The organism is Chitinophaga sancti, from assembly GCF_034087045.1.
GTDB classification, from domain to species: domain Bacteria; phylum Bacteroidota; class Bacteroidia; order Chitinophagales; family Chitinophagaceae; genus Chitinophaga; species Chitinophaga sancti_B.
Window position 1 is genome coordinate 2,718,419 of sequence record NZ_CP139247.1, and the last position, 20,802, is coordinate 2,739,220.

A 20,802-nucleotide genomic window follows, 5' to 3' on the forward strand; every position below is an offset into this window, starting at 1 on the left:
CTTTTTAATTCATTCAGGCGATCAGTAATTCTTGCACTGTTTCAGTTTCCGGCAAAATTTGCAATCATTCAGGTGATTAGCAATTCTTCCACCCTTTCATTCCCCGGCAGATCTACCGCTACCACAATGACGCGGCCACCCGGTGGCAATACAGCTGCCTTATAATGCCAATCCACGCCGTTCCTGCCTAACATGGCCGATCCTCTTTCGAGTATCACACCAGCATCATCTATCACCCTTACCTGCACATCAGCTACCCTGAATTCATCCTTCGCCGTTACTACCACATCCATATCTTCTAACCTGATATTCTGAATTTCCGGCGCACGGTACGCATCCTTCACGGCCATATTATAAGCATTCTGGCCAGGTCCGGCCAGTGATTTATAATATGCCTTTATATCAGGATCCTGTATGATCACCTTTGCATAAGCTGCCGCAACGTGCATCTTATACCTGGCTTCCAACTGCTTTTTAGTCGGCTTGTTCTTTGACGGACCACGCTTCTTTGCTATAATAATCTGCCCGTTTCGTCTATAGATTGTGAATTGATTGCCGAGAGTACCCTCCACGGCCTGAAGTAGTAAGTTGTCTTTGACAATAGCCATAACAAACAATTTTGGGGTTATAAGATCAATATTAAAACTATTCTTTGAAATAATAGCGCGACAATAACGCCAAATGAGTACTATTACTTCACCTTATAGTCACTTCAATATCCAAAAGATATACAAATACCCTTTTAATGACCTTATGGTGCCCATATAGAAACGGCATTCTGCTATACAAAGGATATAAAAAAAAGCCCCATCATTTTAGTGATGGGGCCTTTTTTATAATATGTTCTTTTATTTTATGCGAGGAGTTTTATCAGCGCTTTTACCTTGTGTTTATATGTCACCAGGTCTTCCTGCGTTTGCTTAATAAAACTATTATCGTCCAGCTTACCCACTACCGCATCCATTTCTGCTTCATTTTCATACGTCATCTTCCTGAACGGATTTTCATAATCTTTTGCTCTTGATTGCTGAATCCCCTCTGTTAATAACGTCTGCGTTTGTATGGATGCCTGCAAACATTCAATAAAGAAATCTGCATTAAAATCAGCAATTGTTTTTTCCTGTATAAACAGGAGCGATGCAATAGCATGCTGCAATTTGTCGGTAGCATACCGTTGACCTATTTCCTGGTATTGTGCATGCAGATCTGCCCAGCTGCTCACTTTATCCTCACGGATATTGCGTTTCAAATTATGCAGGGTAGATGCCGGCATCAGCTGTCCGCCTACATTGTACCAGTGTTCTCGCTGTGCGGTGAGTGCAATGTTGTGAATCGCTTCAAAAGTTTTAATCTCATTTGTTTCTACAAACTGCATCACATTTTTTACTGCATAGAGTACGATCAATGCACGGAATAACGGGTACGTTTTGTGCACTTTCAATAAGTGTACTTCCCGGTTACTGTTTTCCACACCTTTGATCAGTATCTTCAGCTTCGCTACTTCCGCAGGATGATTAAGCAGCAGATCCTGTCCTTTCTGGCGATAGTGTTGCGCTGTCAGTTCAGGACAATCTGTTTCTGTATGCAGGTGCCATGCTTTACCAGTAGCGGCTTCCATCAGTGCCATGGCATGAATCATTTCTTCCACGCTATCCGGCGCCAGGTAATCATATTCTATCAGCTGTGTCTTATCTGTACGCTTGTCACGATCCAGGTATTTCCAGGAGTTACGTGCCAGTGCATACATGTTATGAAGGAACCAATAGCCTGTCATAATCTTCAGACAATTATGCTGCTCATCATTGATCACTAAACTAAATGGAAATGGAATATCCATCTCCTGCATATAGTTTCCTTTCGCAATCAGTGTAAAGGAGGCAAAGCGGGAATTGTGCTTTAAGCTTACACAGAGACCCGGCCAGAAACCGCGACCTGCAATGATCTCACCATCCGGACCTCTTGAGTTATGGTTGGAGCCGATGGTCGCACCGGCAGCCATATTACTCTGTCCCATGATGAGTGCTGCACATAAAAAGGAGTTGTTATGGTGCTGCTCATGTGCCGGGAAGATCAATGAATTCAATACTTCGCAGCAGGAGATGGTGGCATTGTTGCCTAAGTAAGAGTTGATGAGTCGCGCACCATACTTGAGCTGTGAATGCGATGCCATGATGAAGCGTACGGCTTTCACACCATAGAATACGCGACAACCATAGCCTACTATACCATTCACCAGTTCACAACCTTCACCTATTTGTGTAGAGGCTTCTGCACTGCTATTGATGGTGACATTTTTAATTTTATTGGCGCCTTTCAGGTAAGCATCTGTGCCGATCATAACGTCTTTCAGGATCTTCACATTCTTGATCACACAGCGATCGCCTACCATACCATAGTAGCCGCGTTTCTTATCAAACTGTTGTTCAGTAAAGGCTTTGAATTTATCCTGCAGTACCTTGTCGTCACGGTTACGGGTCCACAGCCATGCATCGCCGGGCAGCATACCATCGAAGGGCATGATAGATCTGCCACCGTTTTCATTGCACAGCTCCAGCCAGATACGCAGGCTTTCGGGTTCGCCTTCTTTCACGATCCCATTCCCGAATTTAGCATGACCGGTAGTGGCCATTTCATTCACATTACAGATCATCACATCGTTGCCGACCAGGTAATGCGACAGGAAGTTCACATTGTGCACGACTACATTGTCGCCAAAGTCGCAGGAAGAAATAGTACTGTTGTACAATCCTACAGGGAGGCGCAGGTTATGGAATTCCAGGAAGTAGGGTTCCAGTTTTCCGATACGCACAATACCAAAGAACTGGCAGTGCTTAACTAATTGGGGATTGAACTCGTTCGTGACAGAAATATTATTCCAGTTGTCAGAAGTGTTGTCATTTCTAACAAGCGTCTCTATCTCCAATGCAGATAGATGCCGGTAGATGTTGGACTTTCCCCATTGCTGATCGCGGAGATAGTATTCATCTTTTCCTTCCGGCAAATAAGGCGCTGCTACAAAATTGTACCCCAGCTCAGTGAGCGGTTTTTTCTGTATCAGGTTCATGTAAGCGTTTTGAGATTATTCAACAGTCACTGACTTCGCCAGGTTTCTTGGCTTATCCACATCATATCCTTTCAGAACCCCTATATGGTAAGCGAGTAACTGCAAAGGAATTACAGAAACAATAGGCGCTACCAGTTCGTCTGCTTCAGGTATAACGATCACATCGTCTGCCATAGGCGGAATGGTGAGATCCCCTTCGGTAACTACGGCAATTACTTTGCCTTTGCGGGCCTTGATCTCCTGGATGTTGGATACTACTTTCTCATAATAGCTGTCGCGGGTAGCCACAAATACCACGGGCAGGTTTTCATCTACCAGGGCGATAGGGCCATGTTTCATTTCGGCAGCAGGGTATCCTTCTGCGTGTATGTAAGAGATCTCTTTCAGTTTGAGTGCACCTTCCAGTGCTACGGGGAAGTTGTAACCACGACCCAGGTAGAGGAAGTCACGGGCATCTTTGTACTTATCCGCGATTTTTTTGATCTGGTCGTTCAGTTGCAGGGCGGTAGCCACTTTTTCAGGAATGTGGTCCAGTTCATCCAGCAGGTGCTGGAAGCGCTGTTCGGTGATGGTACCCTTTTCCTGTGCTACTTTCAGGCCAATGAGGCACAATACTGCCAGCTGGGCGGTAAAGGCTTTTGTACTGGCCACACCGATTTCAGGGCCAGCGTGTGTATAAGCACCTGCATCTGAAATACGGGCGATGGAAGAACCGACTACGTTGCACACACCGAGGATGGTGGCGCCTTTTTTCTTAGCGGCTTCAATGGCCACCAGTGTATCGGCAGTTTCGCCGGATTGAGATACGGCTATGATCACATCGCCTTCGCCAACAACCGGGTTGCGGTAGCGGAACTCAGAAGCATATTCAACTTCAACGGGAATGCGGCACAGTTCTTCAATCATATATTCAGCCACGAGGCCTGCATGCCAGGAAGTACCACAGGCCACGATGATGATGCGCTTAGCACCTGCCAGTTGTGACAGGTGATCGCGGATACCACCGATGGTGAGAGTGCCCTTTTTGGCGTCCAGACGGCCACGTAAGCTATCGAGGATCGTTTGTGGTTGCTCAAATACCTCTTTGAGCATGAAGTGGTCGTAACCGCTTTTTTCAATCGCAGCCAGTTCGATATCCAGTTTCTGGATATAAGGCGTTTGCCTTTCGTTGGAGATATTTTTCAGGATCAGTTCATCGGCTTTGATGATGGCGATTTCGTAATCGTTTACATATACTACTTCTTTAGTATACTCTACGATCGGAGAAGCATCGGACGCGAGGAAGTGTTCGCCTTTGCCTACGCCGATTACGAGGGGGCTTCCTTTGCGTGCAGCAATCAGGGTATCAGGGTTATCCTCGTCCACGATCACGAGCACGTAGGCGCCTACTACTCTTTTCAGGGCAATGCGCAGGGCTTCTTCAAGACCGCAATGATTGCTTTGCTGAATTTCTTCGATAAAGTGGATCAGGACTTCGGTATCCGTATCGCTGGTGAACACGTGTCCTTTGTTCAGCAGTTCCTGTTTCAGCTGGGTATAGTTTTCAATGATACCGTTGTGGATCATGGCCAGTTTGCCATTGCCCGATGTATGGGGATGTGAATTCCTGTCACAAGGTTCGCCGTGGGTTGCCCAGCGGGTATGACCAATAGCAATATGACTACTTGTGTTCTTTCCGGTCAGGTGATCTTCCAGTTCAGAAACTTTACCTTTTTTCTTGTAGACCTTCAGTCCATCATTTATTAAAGCCACTCCGGCACTGTCGTAACCGCGATATTCAAGTCTTTTCAATCCTTTTAGAACGATGGGGTAGGCCTCTCGTTGGCCTATATAAGCGACTATTCCGCACATATTGTTTTTCAGTTTTACATGGAGACGGGTTGCAATATGGCTAAAAAATGTGAAAATTCTACAAACAATAGGTAATAAAGTTTAAAGATAATCTAATGATCATGATATAGTTAAGCATATAAAGACGGAGTTATCCGGTTTCAAATGCGTAGAAAATGCGTAATTTGTCGCAGAAATTGAATCAGTTATCCTATGAGATATGTTGTAATATTACTGTTATGCTGCATGGCATGCCAGCAGCCGCTACCCGAACGGCAGCCGGTACCCCTGTCAGAAGACAGTTCGTTTCTGACCGGTGTTTTTTATCTCGTAAGGCATGCTCAGGAATGTGATTCTATGATGCTTACAGACAGTGGCTATGCAAAAGCGGGAGCACTGTACCGGTTCCTGAAAGACTCAGGTGTACAACGTATTTATATTACTCCATACGCTTCCGCAAGGGAAACGGCAGAATCACTCAGAACTTATTTAAATATAGATACGGTGACCTATCAACCTGATTCTTCAGGGGAGGGATTGTTGTATGAAATTACCCGCAGAGAAGATTGGGGCAAGCGATTGTTGATAATCGGGCAACAAAAAACACTGGTGCCAGTGATTCGTTCATTGAAAGCAAAGGCACCAGTGGATTCGGTAAAAGAAGCAGATTATAGTAGTTTATTTATCGTTCGCAAAAGCAGGGATACGGCCAGATGTAAGCGTATCCGGTATTAGAGCAATGTTCCTTTCATAAGGGCAAAAGCCACAGAGAAATAGATCAGTAACCCTGTTACATCCACCAGTGTGGCCACAAATGGTGCGGAAGAGGTAGCAGGGTCAGCCCCCAGCTTTTTCAGTATGAGGGGCAGCATGGAGCCGGAAAGGGTACCCCATAGTACTACACCTACCAATGATATGCCTACAGTGAGACCTACCAGTATAGAATGCTCTCCATAGCTATGGAAGAGGGAATTCCAGAATACGATCCTGATAAAACCAATGATACCCAGTACCCCACCCAGCAGCAGGCCGGAAACGATCTCACGGCGCATCACTCTCCACCAGTCAGCCAGGGTAATTTCACCCAGGGCCATGGCCTGAATGATAAGGGTAGAGGCCTGGGAGCCGCTGTTACCACCACTGGAAATGATCAGTGGAACGAATAGTGCCAGTACGACTGCTTTGGCGATTTCACCTTCGAAAAAGGCCATGGCAGTAGCAGTGAGCATTTCGCCTATAAAGAGAATGACCAGCCATCCTATGCGTTTCTTCACCAGCTTTAGCAGGGGAATGTCCAGGTAAGGTTCGTCCAGGGCTTCGGTACCACCGATCTTCTGGATATCTTCTGTATGTTCTTCGTTCGCAATCCACAACATATCGTCGATGGTCACGATACCCAGCAGGATACCTTCATCATCCACTACAGGGAGGGCTACGCGGTTCTCCATTCTGAATATCTGGATGGCTTCTTCCTGTTCATCGTTCACGTGCAGGGCTACAAAGCGGTCGTCCATGAGGGTATGCACCATGGTGTCGGTGGCTACCAGCAGGAATTCCCTGATCCTGAAGTCATCGATCAGCTTGCCTTTTTCGTCTACTACATATATTACGTCGATGGTTTCACTATCCTTACCATATTCGCGGATGTAGTCCAGCACCTGCTTTACGGACCATTCCTCCCTGACTGCGATGTAGTCGGGGGTCATGATACGGCCTACACTGGTTTCTTTGTAACCCAGCAGGCTCAGGGTGATCTTGCGTTCTTCCGGATCCAGGAGCTTGATCAGTTCTTTTACCACATCGCTATGCAGTTCTCCCAGGAAGGAGGTACGGTCATCGGCAGGGAGCTCGTTGAGCAGTTCCGCTACCTTGGCAGCAGGCAATTCCCTGATCACATCTTCCTGGACATGGAATTCCAATATCCTGAAAGCAGCCGATGCCCGGCCTATGGACAAATTATTAATAATAATGCCCGCCTGCTCCGGCATTTCATGAATGAGTTCTGCTATATCAGTAATGAGCTGATCATCCAGGTACACTCTCAGTTCCTGGTAGCCTTGCTCTTTGATCAGCTGCTCAAATTTTTCCAGTAAAGCTTCATTTTCCATAGTCCAAAAGGCTGTCAGGTGGCGAAATTAAAGAAAGTTGAATTGGGAACATCACAATATCTCTGCCACATGCTTACGAATGTTGGCAGAAATGGTGTCTGTTGGCAGGTCATTGGCATCAAAACCAAATGGGTCCTCGATTTCCTCTGCGATCAACTCAAGGCTGGCCAGTACATAGAAAATGAAAACAACGATCGGTATGATCAGGAAACCTACGGTAAATACGTATCCAAAGGGTAAGGTCATTACATAGAAGAAAATGAACTTCTTAATAAATACGCTATAGGAAAAGGGGATGGGGGTGTTCCTGATACGTTCACAGGCGCCGCATACATCCGTAAAAGCCTGCAATTCATCTTTAAGAAGGATCAACTGTTCGCCGGAGAGCTGCTGCTTGCGGTACAGGTCATTGACATGTGCCATGATCTGAACAGCTATCTGGTTAGGAACGTGCTTTTTATCATCCAGCGGGGCACCCTGGCTCAGGTCCAGTTCTTCGGGGAGATATCTGTTGCGGAGATGATTCTTAAGGGCAAATGCATAATTGGGGATCATAACCCTGAAAAAGTCTCTCGAAGCTGTATTGCTGGCAGGCAACATCGCGTGGAGCTTAATAGCCAGATTGCGGCTGTTGTTTACCAGGCTACCCCAAAGCCGGCGGCCTTCCCACCAGCGGTCGTAGGCTGTATTGGTACGGAATACCAGTAACAGAGAGATAACAAACCCCAGTACGCTATGCACAAATACTATATTTTTCCATTCAGCTACGTCTGACAGGTGTAGTACTTTCAGCTCAAGAAGAGCAACCACAGCTGAATAACAACCAATGGCTATGAACATGGGGAACAACTTGCGTACAGTGTCGGCCTTGTGAATTCTGAATATAAAAGTAAACCAGGCCTTAGGATTGTAATCAATCATCTTTGAACGTTAGATTTCCGCAAACCTAAAATTTTTATGCCTGATTTTGATAACTTCTTCCTTTACCTTTACTTTACGAAGTTTTTACAGCTATATGATTAAACCATATTTATACGTCGATAAGACAAAAGGCAAAGGTCGTGGAGTATTTACAAAAGATAAAATACCTGCGGGAACCAGAATAGAAACCTCGCCTGTACTCGTTTTATCTTATGATGACACTGAAATCGTGGATAAGACCAAGTTGCATAATTACATTTTTCTATGGGGTGTGCGTGAAACCCGTTCTTGTATAGCACTGGGTTTTTGCTCCATCTATAATCACTCCTACGACCCCAATTGTATATACGAAATGGATTTTGATGAAGAAACCATGAGTATCATCACCCGTAGAGAGATTAAGAAAGGAGAAGAATTGCAGATCAACTATAATGGGGATCCATCTGACTCATCAGCCGTTTGGTTCGATGTCAGGAAAAAATAATTAACATACCAGACGGTTTGTCTCAATAAAAGGAATTGAATAATTCCTTATTATTGTATCTAAATATATAAGTACTTATATAATTTACATGAGTTTCTATTCTTCTTTGGGCTTCCTGGTGTTTGGTAGCCGGTTACGGCGATTGAGTGAATACTTCCTAAGTGAAGTAAACAAGGTATATGAGCAGGCGGGAATACCCTTTGAAGCCAGCTGGTTTCCGGTGTTTTACATATTGGGCAAAGAACAGCCCATGCCATTGATCGATATTGCAGCACAGCTGGAAGTAAGTCACTCGGCTATCAGTCAGCTGGTGACAGGTTTGAAAAAGAAAGGGCTGGTCAGGACCGCTCCCTGCCCGGACGATGGGCGCCGGCAATTGGTAATGCTCAGTAAAAAGGGCGAGGAAATGCTGCAACAGATACAGCCGATATGGGAGGCTATTACTAAGGCCATGACCGAACTGGCGGATGAAAACAAAATGAGTAAGCAGGTGCTGGAAGCAGTAACTGCTGTGGAAAACAGCGTAGAAGCCGAACCCTTATCCACCAGGATCCTGAAAGCAATGAAATAACTAATTATAATGATACACCAATTCAAATACGGGGTAGATCAGCTCACTCCTGGTAAAGCCCTTGCCATTGCCGATGGGCAGTTAAAAGGGGTACTGGTGCCGGAAGTGGCTGATCGTATCGCTACCAGTTATGGTCACGTACAGACCATTGTGTCGCAACATAGTACAGTATATGGTATCAATACCGGTTTTGGCCCTCTTTGCGATACCCGGATCAATGAAGAAGATACCCGGACCTTACAATATAATATACTGCAAAGCCATAGTGTGGGCGTAGGAAATCCAATTCCCATTACGGTAGCCAGGGTCATGCTCATTACCAAAGTGCATGCCCTGGCACAGGGATATTCTGGCGTAGCGCCAGCTACCCTGGAGCGCATCATCTGGATGATCGATGCGCATATTACCCCTGTGGTACCTGAGAAAGGCTCTGTAGGTGCATCCGGCGACCTTGCACCATTGTCACACCTCTTCCTGCCATTGATCGGATTGGGTGAAGTATATTATAAAGGTCAGCGCCAACCTGCGGCAGCCGTGTTACAGGCAGAAGGTCTGACCCCTGTGGCACTGGGCCCTAAAGAAGGATTAGCCCTCATCAACGGAACGCAATTTATTCTTGCCTTTGCGGTGACAGCATTACAACGGCTACACAATGCTTTGGAAACCGCGGATATTGTAGGAGCATTATCACTGGAAGGCCTGATGGGTACTGCACGTCCTTTTGACCCCAGGATTCATGCCATCAGGCCCTTTCCAGGCAATCAGCTGGTTGCTCACCGCCTGAAGACGATGCTGGAAAATTCCGGCATCATGGCCGCACATGTGGATTGTGGCAGGGTACAGGATCCTTATTCCCTGCGTTGTATGCCACAGGTACATGGAGCTTCGCGCACTGCCTGGTTGCATTTGCTCGACCTGGTAACGATTGAACTGAATGCAGTAACAGATAATCCTATCATCTTTAGTGCAGACGATACGATCAGTGGTGGTAACTTTCATGGTCAGCCACTGGCATTGCCGCTGGATTATGCTACTGTGGCGGCGGCAGAACTGGGCAATATATCAGACCGTCGTTGCTATATGATGATAGAAGGCAGGTATGGATTGCCAAAATTATTGATTGAAGATGCCGGGTTGAACTCCGGTTTTATGATACCACAGTATACCACGGCAGCGTTAGTGACTGAGAACAAAACGCTGTGTTTCCCTGCCAGCGCAGATAGCGTACCTACTTCGTTAGGACAGGAAGACCATGTATCCATGGGTTCTATCAGTGGTCGCAAACTCCACCAGGTAATAGATAATCTCGAATATATACTCGCTATAGAATTGTTGTATGCCGCGCAGGCAGTGAATTTCAGGCGTCCGCTCACATCAGGTCCGGTATTGGAAGCTGTACATGCCTTTGTAAGAGAAACGGTACCTTTCGCCGCCAAAGACCGCATTTTTGCTTACGATATACAACAGTTACATACAATCGTACGCCAGCAATCCATCGCCAGGGTAGCCAATGAAACCGCCCTGGCCAATCATTTATCACTCAACGGTATTTATCATGACCAGTTTGGATTTTATTAAGCAATACGCAGCGCACCCCCATTACAAGGCCCCTCATGGCCCTGAGCTGCACGCCCGCTCCTGGCAAACGGAGGCTCCCCTGCGCATGCTCCTGAACAACCTCGATGATGAAGTGGCGGAGAACCCCGATGAACTGGTGGTTTACGGTGGTATAGGTCAGGCTGCCCGTAATAAGGAAGCATTGCAAAAGATCATCGAAACCCTGCTTACACTGGATGAAGAACATTCACTGTTAGTACAGTCAGGTAAACCGGTAGGTATCGTGCGTACACATCCGCAGGCACCAAGAGTGATGCTGGCGAATAGTAACCTGGTGCCGAAATGGGCTACCTGGGAGCATTTCAACGAACTGCGTGCAAAAGGACTCATGATGTATGGACAGATGACGGCAGGTAGCTGGATCTACATAGGTACACAGGGTATTCTGCAGGGAACCTACGAAACCTTTGTGGAATGCGGCCGCCAGCACTTCGGTGGCGACCTGAAAGGGAAACTGCTGGTTACCGCAGGCATCGGTGGTATGGGGGGCGCACAGCCACTGGCTGCTACTATGGCGGGTGCTGTGTTCCTGGGTGCAGATGTGGATGAGAGCAGGATCAGGAAACGTATTGGTACTAAATACATCGACCGTATCACGCATTCTTATGAAGAAGCTATTGGCTGGGCCAAAGAAGCGATGGCAAAGGGAGAAGCCCTGTCTGTCGGACTAGTGAGTGATGCAGGCGATATGCTGGAAAGATTATTGCAGGATAATATTATACCTGATATATTAACAGATCAGACTTCTGCACATGATCCGATCAATGGTTATGTACCAAACGGTTTAACACTGGCTGCAGCTGCTGACCTGCGTAAAAAAGATCCGGCTGCATACAAACAACAATCGTTGAAAAGCATGGCAAGACACGTAGGTTTTATGCTGGAATTACAACGCAAAGGTGCCATCACTTTTGACTATGGCAATAACCTGCGTGAATTTGCAAGAGAAGGTGGAGAGCCGAATGCATTTGATTTTCCGGGGTTCACACCTGCCTATATCAGACCACTTTTCTGCGAAGGAAAAGGTCCTTTCAGATGGGTGGCATTGTCAGGTGATCCGCAGGATATTTATACAACCGATCAGGCCTTGATGGATGCATTTCCTGACAACAAGCCTTTGATCAACTGGTTGAAAAAAGCACAGGAGAAAGTCGCCTTCCAGGGATTGCCTGCCAGAATATGCTGGCTGGGAATGGGAGAGCGTGAAAAAGCGGGCCTGCTCTTCAATGAACTGGTGCGTAGTGGTAAAGTGAAAGCACCTATTGTAATAGGAAGAGACCATTTGGATTGTGGTTCTGTGGCTTCTCCCAACAGGGAAACAGAATCTATGAAAGATGGCTCAGATGCGGTATCTGACTGGGCATTGCTGAACCTCATGGCCAATACAGGTGGTGGTGCTACCTGGGTATCTTTCCATCATGGTGGGGGAGTGGGCATGGGTTATTCACAACATGCAGGCATGGTGGTACTGGCAGATGGCACTGACAGGGCCGCAGCTTGTTTGCAAAGGGTATTATTCAATGACCCTGCATTAGGCATTTTCAGACATGCAGATGCAGGATATGAAAAAGCACAGGAAGTAGCCACTCAATTTGATTTGTACAGATGAAACTTATAGGACCATTTTCACAGATCATCCCCCTCACAGGGTTGCCTTTGAAAGGAGCATTGTCCGATGCACAGCTCACTGTCATTGAAGACGGAGGTGTGGTCACACACCAGGGAAAGATCGTAGCAGTCGGTGATTACAATGAACTACGTAATCAGTATCCCCATGCACTGCCGGTTTTGATCTATGGCCCGGCGGTATTATTGCCGGGCTTTATTGATTGCCACACGCATATCTGTTTTGATGGTAACCGAAGCCGTGATTATGCCATGCGCATAGCAGGGAAAACGTATCTCGAAATTGCACGTGCAGGTGGGGGTATATGGGATTCAGTGATGAAGACACGTGCAGCATCCATTGAGACATTAAGAACAAATACAGCTGAAAGAGCGAACAGGCATTTGCAGGAAGGGGTGACTACGATCGAAGTGAAGAGTGGATATGGGCTGTCAATAAAAGAAGAGATCAAAATGTTGCAGGCGATCAGGCAGGCGGGCGAGCTTACGAAAGCTACGCTGGTGCCTACTTGTCTGGCAGCGCATATGATGCCGAAAGATTACACGGGTGCTGATTACCTGGAAGAAGTAGTCACACAATTACTACCTGCTATTCATTGTAAAAGAGTAGACATCTTCATAGAAGAAACTGCTTTTAGTGCAGCCGAAGCATTACCTTATTTGCTAAAAGCAAAAGAGCGGGGTTTTGCATTAACTGTACATGCAGACCAGTTTAGTAGTGGTGGCTCCGCAATTGCTATAGAAGCAGGCGCCTTGTCAGCAGATCATCTGGAAGCCAGTGATGAAAAAGATATCACACGGTTAGCCAATGCAGATATCGTATCTGTCGTATTGCCTGGTGCTTCTTTGGGTTTAGGCATGCACTATGCACCTGCGCGTAAGCTATTGGATGCTGGTGCCTGTGTAGCCATTGCGAGTGACTGGAATCCGGGATCTGCACCAATGGGAGATCTGCTGTTGCAGGCAGCGGTGATGAGTGCAGCAGAAAAATTATCTACGGCAGAAGTGTTGGCAGGCCTGACTTTCAGGGCAGCCAGGGCTTTGGATCTAAATAATATTGGACAACTGGCCGAAGGCTTTGCGGCAGATATGCAGGTATATCCTACGAATGATTATCGCGACCTTTTGTATTATCAGGGAAAAATGAAACCTTCGCAGGTTTGGAAAGGAGGTGAAAAAATATGAAAGCGTATTATCAACAACCGGTAGCATGGACCGGCAGAACAGATGGCACAGATGAGGAAGTAAGCCGCTGGCACCAGCAGGTGAAATGTGTAGACTTATCGGCACCTTTGCCTCCCGGCAATGGAGTCGTGCTGCTGGGGTTTGCCGTAGATGAAGGTGTGCGAAGAAACAAAGGACGGGTAGGTGCTGCGGCAGGTCCGGCTGCGTTGCGGCAGGCGATGGGTAGTTTTCCTGTACACTTTGATGGCCTGTTGATGGATGGTGGAAACATTATCTGTCCTGATGAGGACCTGGAAGCTGCACAACAAGCATTGAGTGGCGCGGTGCAATTAATAAAACGTGCGGGCCATACTCCTGTATTATTAGGAGGTGGGCATGAGATCACTTACGGTCATGCACATGGTTTATATCAATCTTTACCCGGCGGGCAATTAGGGTTGATTAACTTCGATGCACATTTTGACCTGCGTACAGAAGGCGTTAGTTCCGGAACAGGCTTCTGGCAATTATCGCAGCAGCATTCGCCTTTTCAATACCTGGCTTTAGGTATTCAGCAATTAAGCAATACACAACAGTTATTCAGAATAGCAGGAGAACTGGATGTACAATATATAGAGGCCGATGCATTTCACTTTCATGACCGTACATTGTTGAAGGTAGTGGTAGAGGAGTTTATCAAAAAGGCAGATAAATTATACCTGACTATCGATCTGGATGTATTCGCCGCGGCATATGCACCGGGGGTAAGTGCAACTGCATTTAATGGTATTCGCCCGGATGGTTTGTTTTTAGAATGTTTTCGTACAATCCTTCACAGTGGCCAACTAGCGGGCATGGATATAGCAGAATTAAATCCTTCTCTCGACGTTGATCAGCGTACGGCGAAACTGGGCGCTGCATTAATTTTTGAAGCAGTCACATATTTTTTAAGTAAGAAATAATATTATCTTTGGGCCAACCCAAATTTTTATATTTAATGAATAGAATCCCTAAACTCCTTTTGGTAGCTGCAATGTTCGTAGCACCGATGTTCGTGAATGCACAAAAAATCAAAGTTCTCGAAGGCGATTTATCCCAACTAAAAGGTACTACTAAGCTGAACACTGAATTTGACTATGAGCATGTAGGTGTTGGTAGCTATGCCGATGAAAATGATTACATCGCAAAAAAGACAGACGACTACAACAGGAAAGAACCTGGAAGAGGCGACAAATGGGCCAAGGCCTGGAGGGACGACAGACCTAGAAGGTTCGAGCCTAAATTCAACGAATTGTTTACCGAGTACAGTGGTATGTCTGCTGGAAAGTATCCTAAAGCAAAGTACACGTTGATCTTCAAAACCACTTTCATTGAACCTGGTTACAACGTAGGTGTAACGAGAAAGAATGCAAGATTAAATGGTGAAGCATGGATTGTGGAAACAGGAGACCACAGCAAGGTAATTGCAAAGATTAAGGTAGATAAAGCGCCAGGCCGTGTATATGGCGGTTTTGACTTTGATACCGGTGTGAGGATCCAGGAAGCTTATGCTGCAGCAGCAAAAGCGATGGCGAAGAAGATCAGGAAACAAACTAAGTAATTTGAAAGAGGGTGTATCTAACTTGTGATACACCCTCTTTTAATTCCGATACCTGATGGAGCCGGATTCTATTTTATGCGTTTCTCAGGAGTGTTATTTATTTGTGATTACACCATCTTTTTATTAGAATACGATTGTCTTATTTCCGTGTATAATTACCCTGTCATCGATATGTGCAATCACTGCTCTTGTTAACACCTGTCTTTCTATATCTCTACCTAACATAATCAGGTCCGTTACTTCATGTTTATGGCTCACCCTCGCTACATCCTGGTCAATGATGGGGCCTTCGTCCAGGTCGTCCGTTACATAGTGGGCAGTAGCGCCTATTAACTTCACACCTCTGTTATAAGCGTTTCTATAAGGGTTCGCTCCTGCAAATGCCGGGAGGAAGCTATGATGAATATTGATGATCCTGCCTGGGAATACACTCACAAAACCGGGAGAGAGGACCTGCATATAGCGTGCAAGCACGATAAAGTCAGCATTCACTCTTCTGATCAGTTTAATCGCTTCCTGTTCCTGCAGTGATTTATTCCCTGCATCTACAGGCAGGTAATGGAAAGGAATTCCGAAGTCTTCCACGAATTGTTTTAATTCAAGGTGGTTGGAGATCACCAATGGAATATCCACAGGCAATTCCCCGCTGCGCCAGCGCCATAGTAATTCAATGAGGCAATGGTCATAGCGGGATACCATAATCACCATTTGTTTACGACGATCGGTGTAGTCAATCCGCCATTCCATTTGTCGGGGAGCGGCAACTTTTTCCTGGAAATCTTTTTCCAGTTGTTCTTTGGTAATGGAGGGGTTTTCCAATTGGAAAGACATGCGCATAAAGAAGAGTCCTTCTTTGGGATCTGTACTGTGCTGGCTGGCGTCAAGGATATTTGCGCCGCTGGCGTACAGGAACTGGGACACACCGGCCACGATACCAGGGCGGTCTGGACAGGAGATCAATAGCCTGCCGGTTATATCAGTCTGCATAAAAATGAAATATATATTGATATGTAAAATACAAAAGTGAAAGGATTCCATGGATTTTTTTCTAACGGTCAATCAATCCCGAATACTTACTTTATTTTTGGGCCTGCTAAGGGAAATACATGAAGAAGATAGGATTAATGTCAGACACGCATAGCTACCTCCATCCACAGGTTTTCAAATATTTTGAAAAGGTGGATGAGATCTGGCATGGAGGTGATATCGGTACCACATCCCTCGCGGATGAACTGGAAGCATTCAAACCTTTCAGGGCTGTTTTCGGCAATATCGATGGTAAGGACATCCGGGTCCGTTATCCCGAAAATCTATTCTTTGAAGTAGAAGGCGTAAAAGTATTCATGACACATATTGGCGGTTATCCAGGCAAGTATGCACCGGGCGTCAAACAGTTATTGTTGAGAAATTCCCCCAAACTGTTCATTTGCGGTCATTCGCATATCCTGAAAGTGATGCCGGACCCGGCTTTGCAACTATTACACATGAACCCGGGTGCATGTGGCCAGCAAGGCTGGCATAAGGTCAAAACATTATTGCGGTTCGATGTAAACGACGGAAATATCAGCAATCTGGAGGTCATAGAGTTGCCATAATAATACGGGAACAGGCACTCGCACATTTTTTGCAAATCATTGTGGTACTACAACTGTTGCTTATGCGCAAAGGATATTTATTATTATCCATTTGTCTGTGTATGTTTCATTTCGCGTGGGGACAACGATCGTCTTTCATTGATAAGATGGGAGAATGGTTTCAGACACAAAATGATACTGCTTACATAGAGGATCATACCAAAGACCTGACAACACGTTTTTTCGGGTCGAGAAAATACAACTATTACGACATCGTAGATCGTAAACGCAAAACGGAGGTCATGTACCGTCCGAATACCCCATTCAACGTAGGTTTCGGGTTCAATTATAAATTCATTGGTATCAACGTCGCGTTCAATCTGCCTATCATCAACAGTACAGACAGGTATGGCAAGACAAAGGCCCTGGATCTGCAGGCGCATTACTACCTGCGCAAGTTGGTAGTAGATTTCTATGGACAGCGTTACAAAGGATATTACATTGCTAACTCCCGTGGGGTACTGAATGGATTTGATGAAAAAGGCCCGCTTCCTGTGCGTCCTGATATCCGAAATTTGAATATCGGCATGAGTGTGCAGTATGTATTCAACGATAAGAGATTCTCCTATAGAGCGGCTTATTTGCAAAATGAATATCAGAAAAAGAGTGCCGGATCATTCCTGGTAGGTGGGGAGCTGTTTACAGCCAGGATGAAGGGAGATTCTTCACTCATCCCTCAGAATATCACAACGCAGGATTTTATAAATGGAATTAATTTCTCAGGTACCAGTATATTCAGTGCTGCTGCGAATGCGGGGTATGCCTATTCATTTGTTTACAAACAACATTTCTTCCTCACATTATCACTCTCCGGCAGTTTGGGGGGGAACTATACCCATTTGTTCAGGGATGAGGAGAATGACCTCCGCAAGTTTGGGGTTCAGTTAAACAATACGGTCCGTGCATCTATCGGCTATAATTCGAGTAAGTATTTTGCAGGCATTCACTATGTGAATCTGACTACGCGTAGTCAGTCACCCATTGAGCACACTTACCAGACCATTGGTGCAGGCAACTTCAGGGTAAGTGTCGTGAGGCGGTTTGGATTAAAGCGAGAGCTTTTCTAATTCTCTGTGTATATTTTCTTTCGCTACAGTATCGAACCGTTCTCTGAATCCAGCCGTCTTATAGATAGAGGGTTGATCCAGGAAGTACTGTAAGATCTTTTTCCTGCCTGGCACATACACTGTGTCCGGGTATATACCATACTCCTTCCGTATATTCTTTGCATAGGTCTGATACATGCGTTCAGGTCCGCTCAGTATAAACAGGTCAAAGTCCAGGAAGCAATCCAGGTCAGTATCTCCATCGGGGTTCTCATGCGATTTTGTGGCCCTGATGTATGCTGATACCCGTGCTATCTTCTCTGCAGGATAGCTGGTTTGCTCCAGGAATTGCGTGGCTACCAATGCACTTCTCTCTTCATTATCGGCTCTCTGTACATCATAAATGATGTCGTGGAAAAATACGGCCAGTTGCAGGGCTTCCAGATCGTGTACGAGGTGGTTGTATTCATCTATGAATACGAGCAATGTCTGCACATGATCCAGATTATGGTAATACCTGTGTGATTCACTGTAATGGGCTAGTATGGAATTAAAGCCCTCCTGCACCAACGATTCGTCGTTGGTATAGTTGCTCACGAGGCTTTCCCAGACATAAAATAGTGGATGGGATTTCATGACCTAAATGTAGACAAAAAAAAGACTGACTTAATTGATAAGTCAGTCTTTTATCATTACAAATAACAGTCTTTTAATTATGCTTTCGCGAACTCAGCACGGATTACGTTCAGTGCACCACCTGCTTTGAACCACTCAATCTGTTGTTCATTGTAGGTATGGTTTACTGTGATTTCGTCCTTGCTACCGTCTTTGTGGTTAGCCACCACAGTCAGCGGTTTGCCGGGAGTGAAAGTAGTGAGACCAAGGATATCGAATGTATCGTCTTCCTGGATCTTATCGTAATCTTCTTTGTTAGCGAAGGTGAGGCCGAGCATACCTTGTTTTTTCAGGTTTGTTTCGTGGATACGGGCAAAAGATTTCACCACGATCGCGCGAACACCCAGGTGACGTGGTTCCATAGCAGCATGTTCGCGGCTGGAGCCTTCACCATAGTTCTCATCACCTACTACAATTGAACCGATACCAGCAGCTTTGTAAGCACGCTGAGTAGCAGGTACAGCACCGTATTCGCCAGTCAGCTGGTTCTTAACGGTATCAGATTTATCGTTGAATGCGTTGATCGCACCAATCAGCATGTTGTTAGAAATGTTGTCAAGGTGACCACGGAATTTCAACCACGGACCGGCCATGGAGATATGGTCAGTGGTACATTTACCTTTCGCCTTGATCAGCAGTTTCAGCCCTTTCAGGTCAGTACCTTCCCATGGTGTGAAAGCAGCCAGCAGTTGCAGGCGATCGCTGGTAGGAGAAACCACTACCTGTACACCGCTACCATCAGCAGCTGGTGCCTGGTAACCTGGGTCATCTACAGCAAAGCCTTTCACTGGCAGTTCAAAACCGGTAGGTTCATCCAGCTTCACATCCTGGCCATCCTTGTTTTTCAGGGTGTCAGTCAGTGGGTTGAAGGTCAGCGTACCGGCGATAGCCAGTGCGGTTACGATTTCAGGAGAGGCTACGAAAGCGTGGGTACCTGCCAGACCATCATTTCTCTTCGCGAAGTTACGGTTGAAGGAAGTGATGATAGAGTTCTTACGGTTAGGATCATCGATGTGACGTGCCCATTGACCGATACAGGGGCCGCAGGCATTAGCCAGTACTACACCGCCGATCTGGTTGAAAGTATCCAGCAGGCCATCTCTTTCGATCGTGAAGCGAACCAGTTCAGAGCCGGGGGTGATAGTATATTCAGATTTAACGGGCAGATTTTTGTCGATAGCCTGTTTAGCCAGGGACGCTGCACGGGAAATATCTTCGTAAGAAGAGTTGGTACAGGAGCCGATGAGGGCTACTTCCAGTTTTTCCGGCCAGTTGTTTTCTTTCACCGCCTGCGCGAATTTAGAAATAGGCCATGCCAGATCCGGTGTGAACGGACCATTTACATGTGGTTCAAGTTCGTCAAGGTTGATTTCGATGACCTGATCGTAGTATTTAGAAGGATCTGCGTACACTTCTGCATCCGGGCGAAGGTGATCCCTCACACCGTCAGCCAGGGCAGCAATTTCGCTACGCTCAGTCGCCTGCAGGTAATCAGCGATCTTGCTATCGTAAGCGAATACGGAGCAGGTAGCACCGATCTCAGCACCCATGTTACAGATAGTACCTTTACCGGTAGCGCTCAGGCTATCAGCACCTTCACCGAAATATTCAACGATACAGCCGGTACCACCTTTTACAGTCAGTACACCCGCAACTTTCAGGATAATGTCTTTAGGAGAAGTCCATCCGCTCAGTTTACCCGTCAGTTTTACGCCGATCAGTTTGGGCATTTTCAGCTCCCATGCCAGACCCGCCATTACGTCAACCGCGTCAGCACCACCTACACCGATAGCGAGCATACCCAGACCTCCAGCGTTTGGTGTGTGGGAGTCCGTACCGATCATGAGGCCACCTGGAAAAGCATAGTTTTCCAGCACAACCTGGTGGATAATACCAGCACCTGGTTTCCAGAAGCCAATACCGTATTTATTAGAGATAGAGGAAAGGAATTCGTAAACTTCCCTGTTGGTGTCATTAGCAGTCGCCAAATCAGCTACTGCACCTGTTTTAGCTTGAATGAGGTGATCACAGTGTACAGTAGAGGGCACTGCTACCTTAGCACGGCCGCAGGTCATAAACTGTAACAGGGCCATCTGTGCGGTGGCATCCTGCATCGCCACGCGATCGGGTGCAAACTCCACGTAAGATTTACCTCTCTCATACGCCGATGTGGTCGGCGCATACAAGTGAGCATACAAGATCTTTTCTGATAGCGTGAGCGGACGTCCTAACAGCTTACGGGTAGCTTCCACCTTACCCGGGAGTGCCGCATACACTTTTTTAATCATTTCGATATCAAACACCATGGAAAAAATATTTAGACCAATTTAAAATGCACCGCAAAATTAACTAATTCCGGCTAGTTTATAAAAGATATGTGTTCGATCGCTACCCCCCTCCATCTCATGCCCTTACGCGCCTGAATCCCTTTAAATTCTTGTTAAATCACTGCTAACACACTG

At 46.2% G+C, this 20,802-nt stretch carries 18 protein-coding genes; 10 read left to right on the forward strand and 8 right to left on the reverse strand.

The window, feature by feature from the left end; all coding sequences use genetic code 11:
* Positions 1–68: 68 nt before the first annotated feature.
* From SIO70_RS11385 to glmS, 3 genes are all read right to left on the reverse strand, one after another.
* Positions 69–608, reverse strand: a complete 540-nt coding sequence (locus SIO70_RS11385) for a hypothetical protein (RefSeq protein ID WP_320580985.1) — start codon at positions 606–608, stop codon at positions 69–71.
* A gap of 245 nt (positions 609–853) precedes the next feature.
* On the reverse strand, positions 854–3,064 hold the full coding sequence (locus tag SIO70_RS11390) for a DUF4954 family protein (protein WP_320580986.1): 2,211 nt from the start codon (positions 3,062–3,064) through the stop codon (positions 854–856).
* Between the two features lie 15 nt (positions 3,065–3,079).
* Positions 3,080–4,915, reverse strand: a complete 1,836-nt coding sequence (glmS, locus tag SIO70_RS11395) for a glutamine--fructose-6-phosphate transaminase (isomerizing) (protein ID WP_320580987.1) — start codon at positions 4,913–4,915, stop codon at positions 3,080–3,082.
* A gap of 225 nt (positions 4,916–5,140) precedes the next feature.
* On the opposite strand from glmS, the gene SIO70_RS11400 reads away from it, so the two are divergent.
* A complete protein-coding gene (locus SIO70_RS11400; RefSeq protein ID WP_320580988.1) occupies positions 5,141–5,629 on the forward strand; it encodes a histidine phosphatase family protein in 489 nt (162 codons plus the stop codon).
* Here SIO70_RS11400 and mgtE read toward each other — a convergent pair.
* Positions 5,626–7,002, reverse strand: a complete 1,377-nt coding sequence (gene mgtE / locus SIO70_RS11405) for a magnesium transporter (RefSeq protein WP_320580989.1) — start codon at positions 7,000–7,002, stop codon at positions 5,626–5,628. The genes SIO70_RS11400 and mgtE overlap by 4 nt on opposite strands.
* Positions 7,003–7,053: 51 nt before the next feature.
* On the reverse strand, positions 7,054–7,923 hold the full coding sequence (locus SIO70_RS11410; protein ID WP_320580990.1) for a bestrophin family protein: 870 nt from the start codon (positions 7,921–7,923) through the stop codon (positions 7,054–7,056).
* Positions 7,924–8,017: 94 nt separating this feature from the next.
* On the opposite strand from SIO70_RS11410, the gene SIO70_RS11415 reads away from it, so the two are divergent.
* From SIO70_RS11415 to SIO70_RS11445, 7 genes are all read left to right on the forward strand, one after another.
* Positions 8,018–8,407, forward strand: coding sequence for an SET domain-containing protein (locus SIO70_RS11415; protein WP_083720669.1), 390 nt, complete (start codon positions 8,018–8,020; stop codon positions 8,405–8,407).
* Positions 8,408–8,495: 88 nt separating this feature from the next.
* Positions 8,496–8,978 carry a MarR family winged helix-turn-helix transcriptional regulator gene (locus tag SIO70_RS11420; protein ID WP_083720667.1) on the forward strand — a complete coding sequence of 161 codons (483 nt, stop codon included), beginning with the start codon at positions 8,496–8,498 and terminating at the stop codon, positions 8,976–8,978.
* A 9-nt stretch (positions 8,979–8,987) separates the two neighbouring features.
* Complete coding sequence (gene hutH, locus SIO70_RS11425; RefSeq protein ID WP_320580991.1) at positions 8,988–10,556, forward strand: histidine ammonia-lyase; 1,569 nt, start codon at positions 8,988–8,990, stop codon at positions 10,554–10,556.
* Positions 10,534–12,204: a urocanate hydratase gene (gene hutU / locus SIO70_RS11430; RefSeq protein WP_320580992.1), complete on the forward strand. Its 1,671-nt coding sequence runs from the start codon at positions 10,534–10,536 to the stop codon at positions 12,202–12,204. The genes hutH and hutU overlap by 23 nt, the downstream gene beginning before the upstream one ends.
* Positions 12,201–13,406, forward strand: coding sequence for an imidazolonepropionase (gene hutI, locus SIO70_RS11435; protein ID WP_320580993.1), 1,206 nt, complete (start codon positions 12,201–12,203; stop codon positions 13,404–13,406). Before hutU ends, hutI begins: the two co-directional genes overlap by 4 nt.
* Positions 13,403–14,347 (forward strand): formimidoylglutamase, encoded by a 945-nt coding sequence (gene hutG / locus SIO70_RS11440; RefSeq protein ID WP_320580994.1) that lies wholly within the window; start codon positions 13,403–13,405, stop codon positions 14,345–14,347. Before hutI ends, hutG begins: the two co-directional genes overlap by 4 nt.
* A gap of 35 nt (positions 14,348–14,382) precedes the next feature.
* Positions 14,383–14,985: a hypothetical protein gene (locus SIO70_RS11445; protein ID WP_320580995.1), complete on the forward strand. Its 603-nt coding sequence runs from the start codon at positions 14,383–14,385 to the stop codon at positions 14,983–14,985.
* Positions 14,986–15,108: 123 nt separating this feature from the next.
* On the opposite strand, the gene purU is transcribed toward SIO70_RS11445, so the two are convergent.
* The gene (gene purU / locus SIO70_RS11450) at positions 15,109–15,972 is read right to left on the reverse strand and encodes a formyltetrahydrofolate deformylase (protein WP_320580996.1); all 864 of its coding nucleotides are present in this window, start codon (positions 15,970–15,972) and stop codon (positions 15,109–15,111) included.
* Positions 15,973–16,091: 119 nt separating this feature from the next.
* On the opposite strand from purU, the gene SIO70_RS11455 reads away from it, so the two are divergent.
* The gene (locus SIO70_RS11455) at positions 16,092–16,580 is read left to right on the forward strand and encodes a metallophosphoesterase family protein (protein WP_320580997.1); all 489 of its coding nucleotides are present in this window, start codon (positions 16,092–16,094) and stop codon (positions 16,578–16,580) included.
* 62 nt (positions 16,581–16,642) lie between these two features.
* On the forward strand, positions 16,643–17,686 hold the full coding sequence (locus SIO70_RS11460) for a DUF4421 domain-containing protein (protein ID WP_320580998.1): 1,044 nt from the start codon (positions 16,643–16,645) through the stop codon (positions 17,684–17,686).
* Here the strand turns inward: SIO70_RS11460 and SIO70_RS11465 are convergent.
* Complete coding sequence (locus SIO70_RS11465) at positions 17,666–18,301, reverse strand: hypothetical protein (RefSeq protein ID WP_320580999.1); 636 nt, start codon at positions 18,299–18,301, stop codon at positions 17,666–17,668. The two genes, SIO70_RS11460 and SIO70_RS11465, sit on opposite strands and share 21 nt — an antisense overlap.
* Before the next feature lie 77 nt (positions 18,302–18,378).
* A complete protein-coding gene (locus SIO70_RS11470) occupies positions 18,379–20,646 on the reverse strand; it encodes an aconitate hydratase (RefSeq protein WP_320581000.1) in 2,268 nt (755 codons plus the stop codon).
* Positions 20,647–20,802: the final 156 nt, after the last annotated feature.

Excerpts from the sequence above, each read along its gene's own strand:
- SIO70_RS11385 (WP_320580985.1), bottom strand. The coding sequence starts at position 608 with ATGGCTATTGTCAAAGACAACTTACTACTTCAGGCCGTGGAGGGTACT.
- SIO70_RS11390 (WP_320580986.1), bottom strand. The coding sequence starts at position 3,064 with ATGAACCTGATACAGAAAAAACCGCTCACTGAGCTGGGGTACAATTTT.
- glmS (WP_320580987.1), bottom strand. The coding sequence starts at position 4,915 with ATGTGCGGAATAGTCGCTTATATAGGCCAACGAGAGGCCTACCCCATC.
- SIO70_RS11400 (WP_320580988.1), top strand. The coding sequence starts at position 5,141 with ATGGCATGCCAGCAGCCGCTACCCGAACGGCAGCCGGTACCCCTGTCA.
- mgtE (WP_320580989.1), bottom strand. The coding sequence starts at position 7,002 with ATGGAAAATGAAGCTTTACTGGAAAAATTTGAGCAGCTGATCAAAGAG.
- SIO70_RS11410 (WP_320580990.1), bottom strand. The coding sequence starts at position 7,923 with ATGATTGATTACAATCCTAAGGCCTGGTTTACTTTTATATTCAGAATT.
- SIO70_RS11415 (WP_083720669.1), top strand. The coding sequence starts at position 8,018 with ATGATTAAACCATATTTATACGTCGATAAGACAAAAGGCAAAGGTCGT.
- SIO70_RS11420 (WP_083720667.1), top strand. The coding sequence starts at position 8,496 with ATGAGTTTCTATTCTTCTTTGGGCTTCCTGGTGTTTGGTAGCCGGTTA.
- hutH (WP_320580991.1), top strand. The coding sequence starts at position 8,988 with ATGATACACCAATTCAAATACGGGGTAGATCAGCTCACTCCTGGTAAA.
- hutU (WP_320580992.1), top strand. The coding sequence starts at position 10,534 with ATGACCAGTTTGGATTTTATTAAGCAATACGCAGCGCACCCCCATTAC.
- hutI (WP_320580993.1), top strand. The coding sequence starts at position 12,201 with ATGAAACTTATAGGACCATTTTCACAGATCATCCCCCTCACAGGGTTG.
- hutG (WP_320580994.1), top strand. The coding sequence starts at position 13,403 with ATGAAAGCGTATTATCAACAACCGGTAGCATGGACCGGCAGAACAGAT.
- SIO70_RS11445 (WP_320580995.1), top strand. The coding sequence starts at position 14,383 with ATGAATAGAATCCCTAAACTCCTTTTGGTAGCTGCAATGTTCGTAGCA.
- purU (WP_320580996.1), bottom strand. The coding sequence starts at position 15,972 with ATGCAGACTGATATAACCGGCAGGCTATTGATCTCCTGTCCAGACCGC.
- SIO70_RS11455 (WP_320580997.1), top strand. The coding sequence starts at position 16,092 with ATGAAGAAGATAGGATTAATGTCAGACACGCATAGCTACCTCCATCCA.
- SIO70_RS11460 (WP_320580998.1), top strand. The coding sequence starts at position 16,643 with ATGCGCAAAGGATATTTATTATTATCCATTTGTCTGTGTATGTTTCAT.
- SIO70_RS11465 (WP_320580999.1), bottom strand. The coding sequence starts at position 18,301 with ATGAAATCCCATCCACTATTTTATGTCTGGGAAAGCCTCGTGAGCAAC.
- SIO70_RS11470 (WP_320581000.1), bottom strand. The coding sequence starts at position 20,646 with ATGGTGTTTGATATCGAAATGATTAAAAAAGTGTATGCGGCACTCCCG.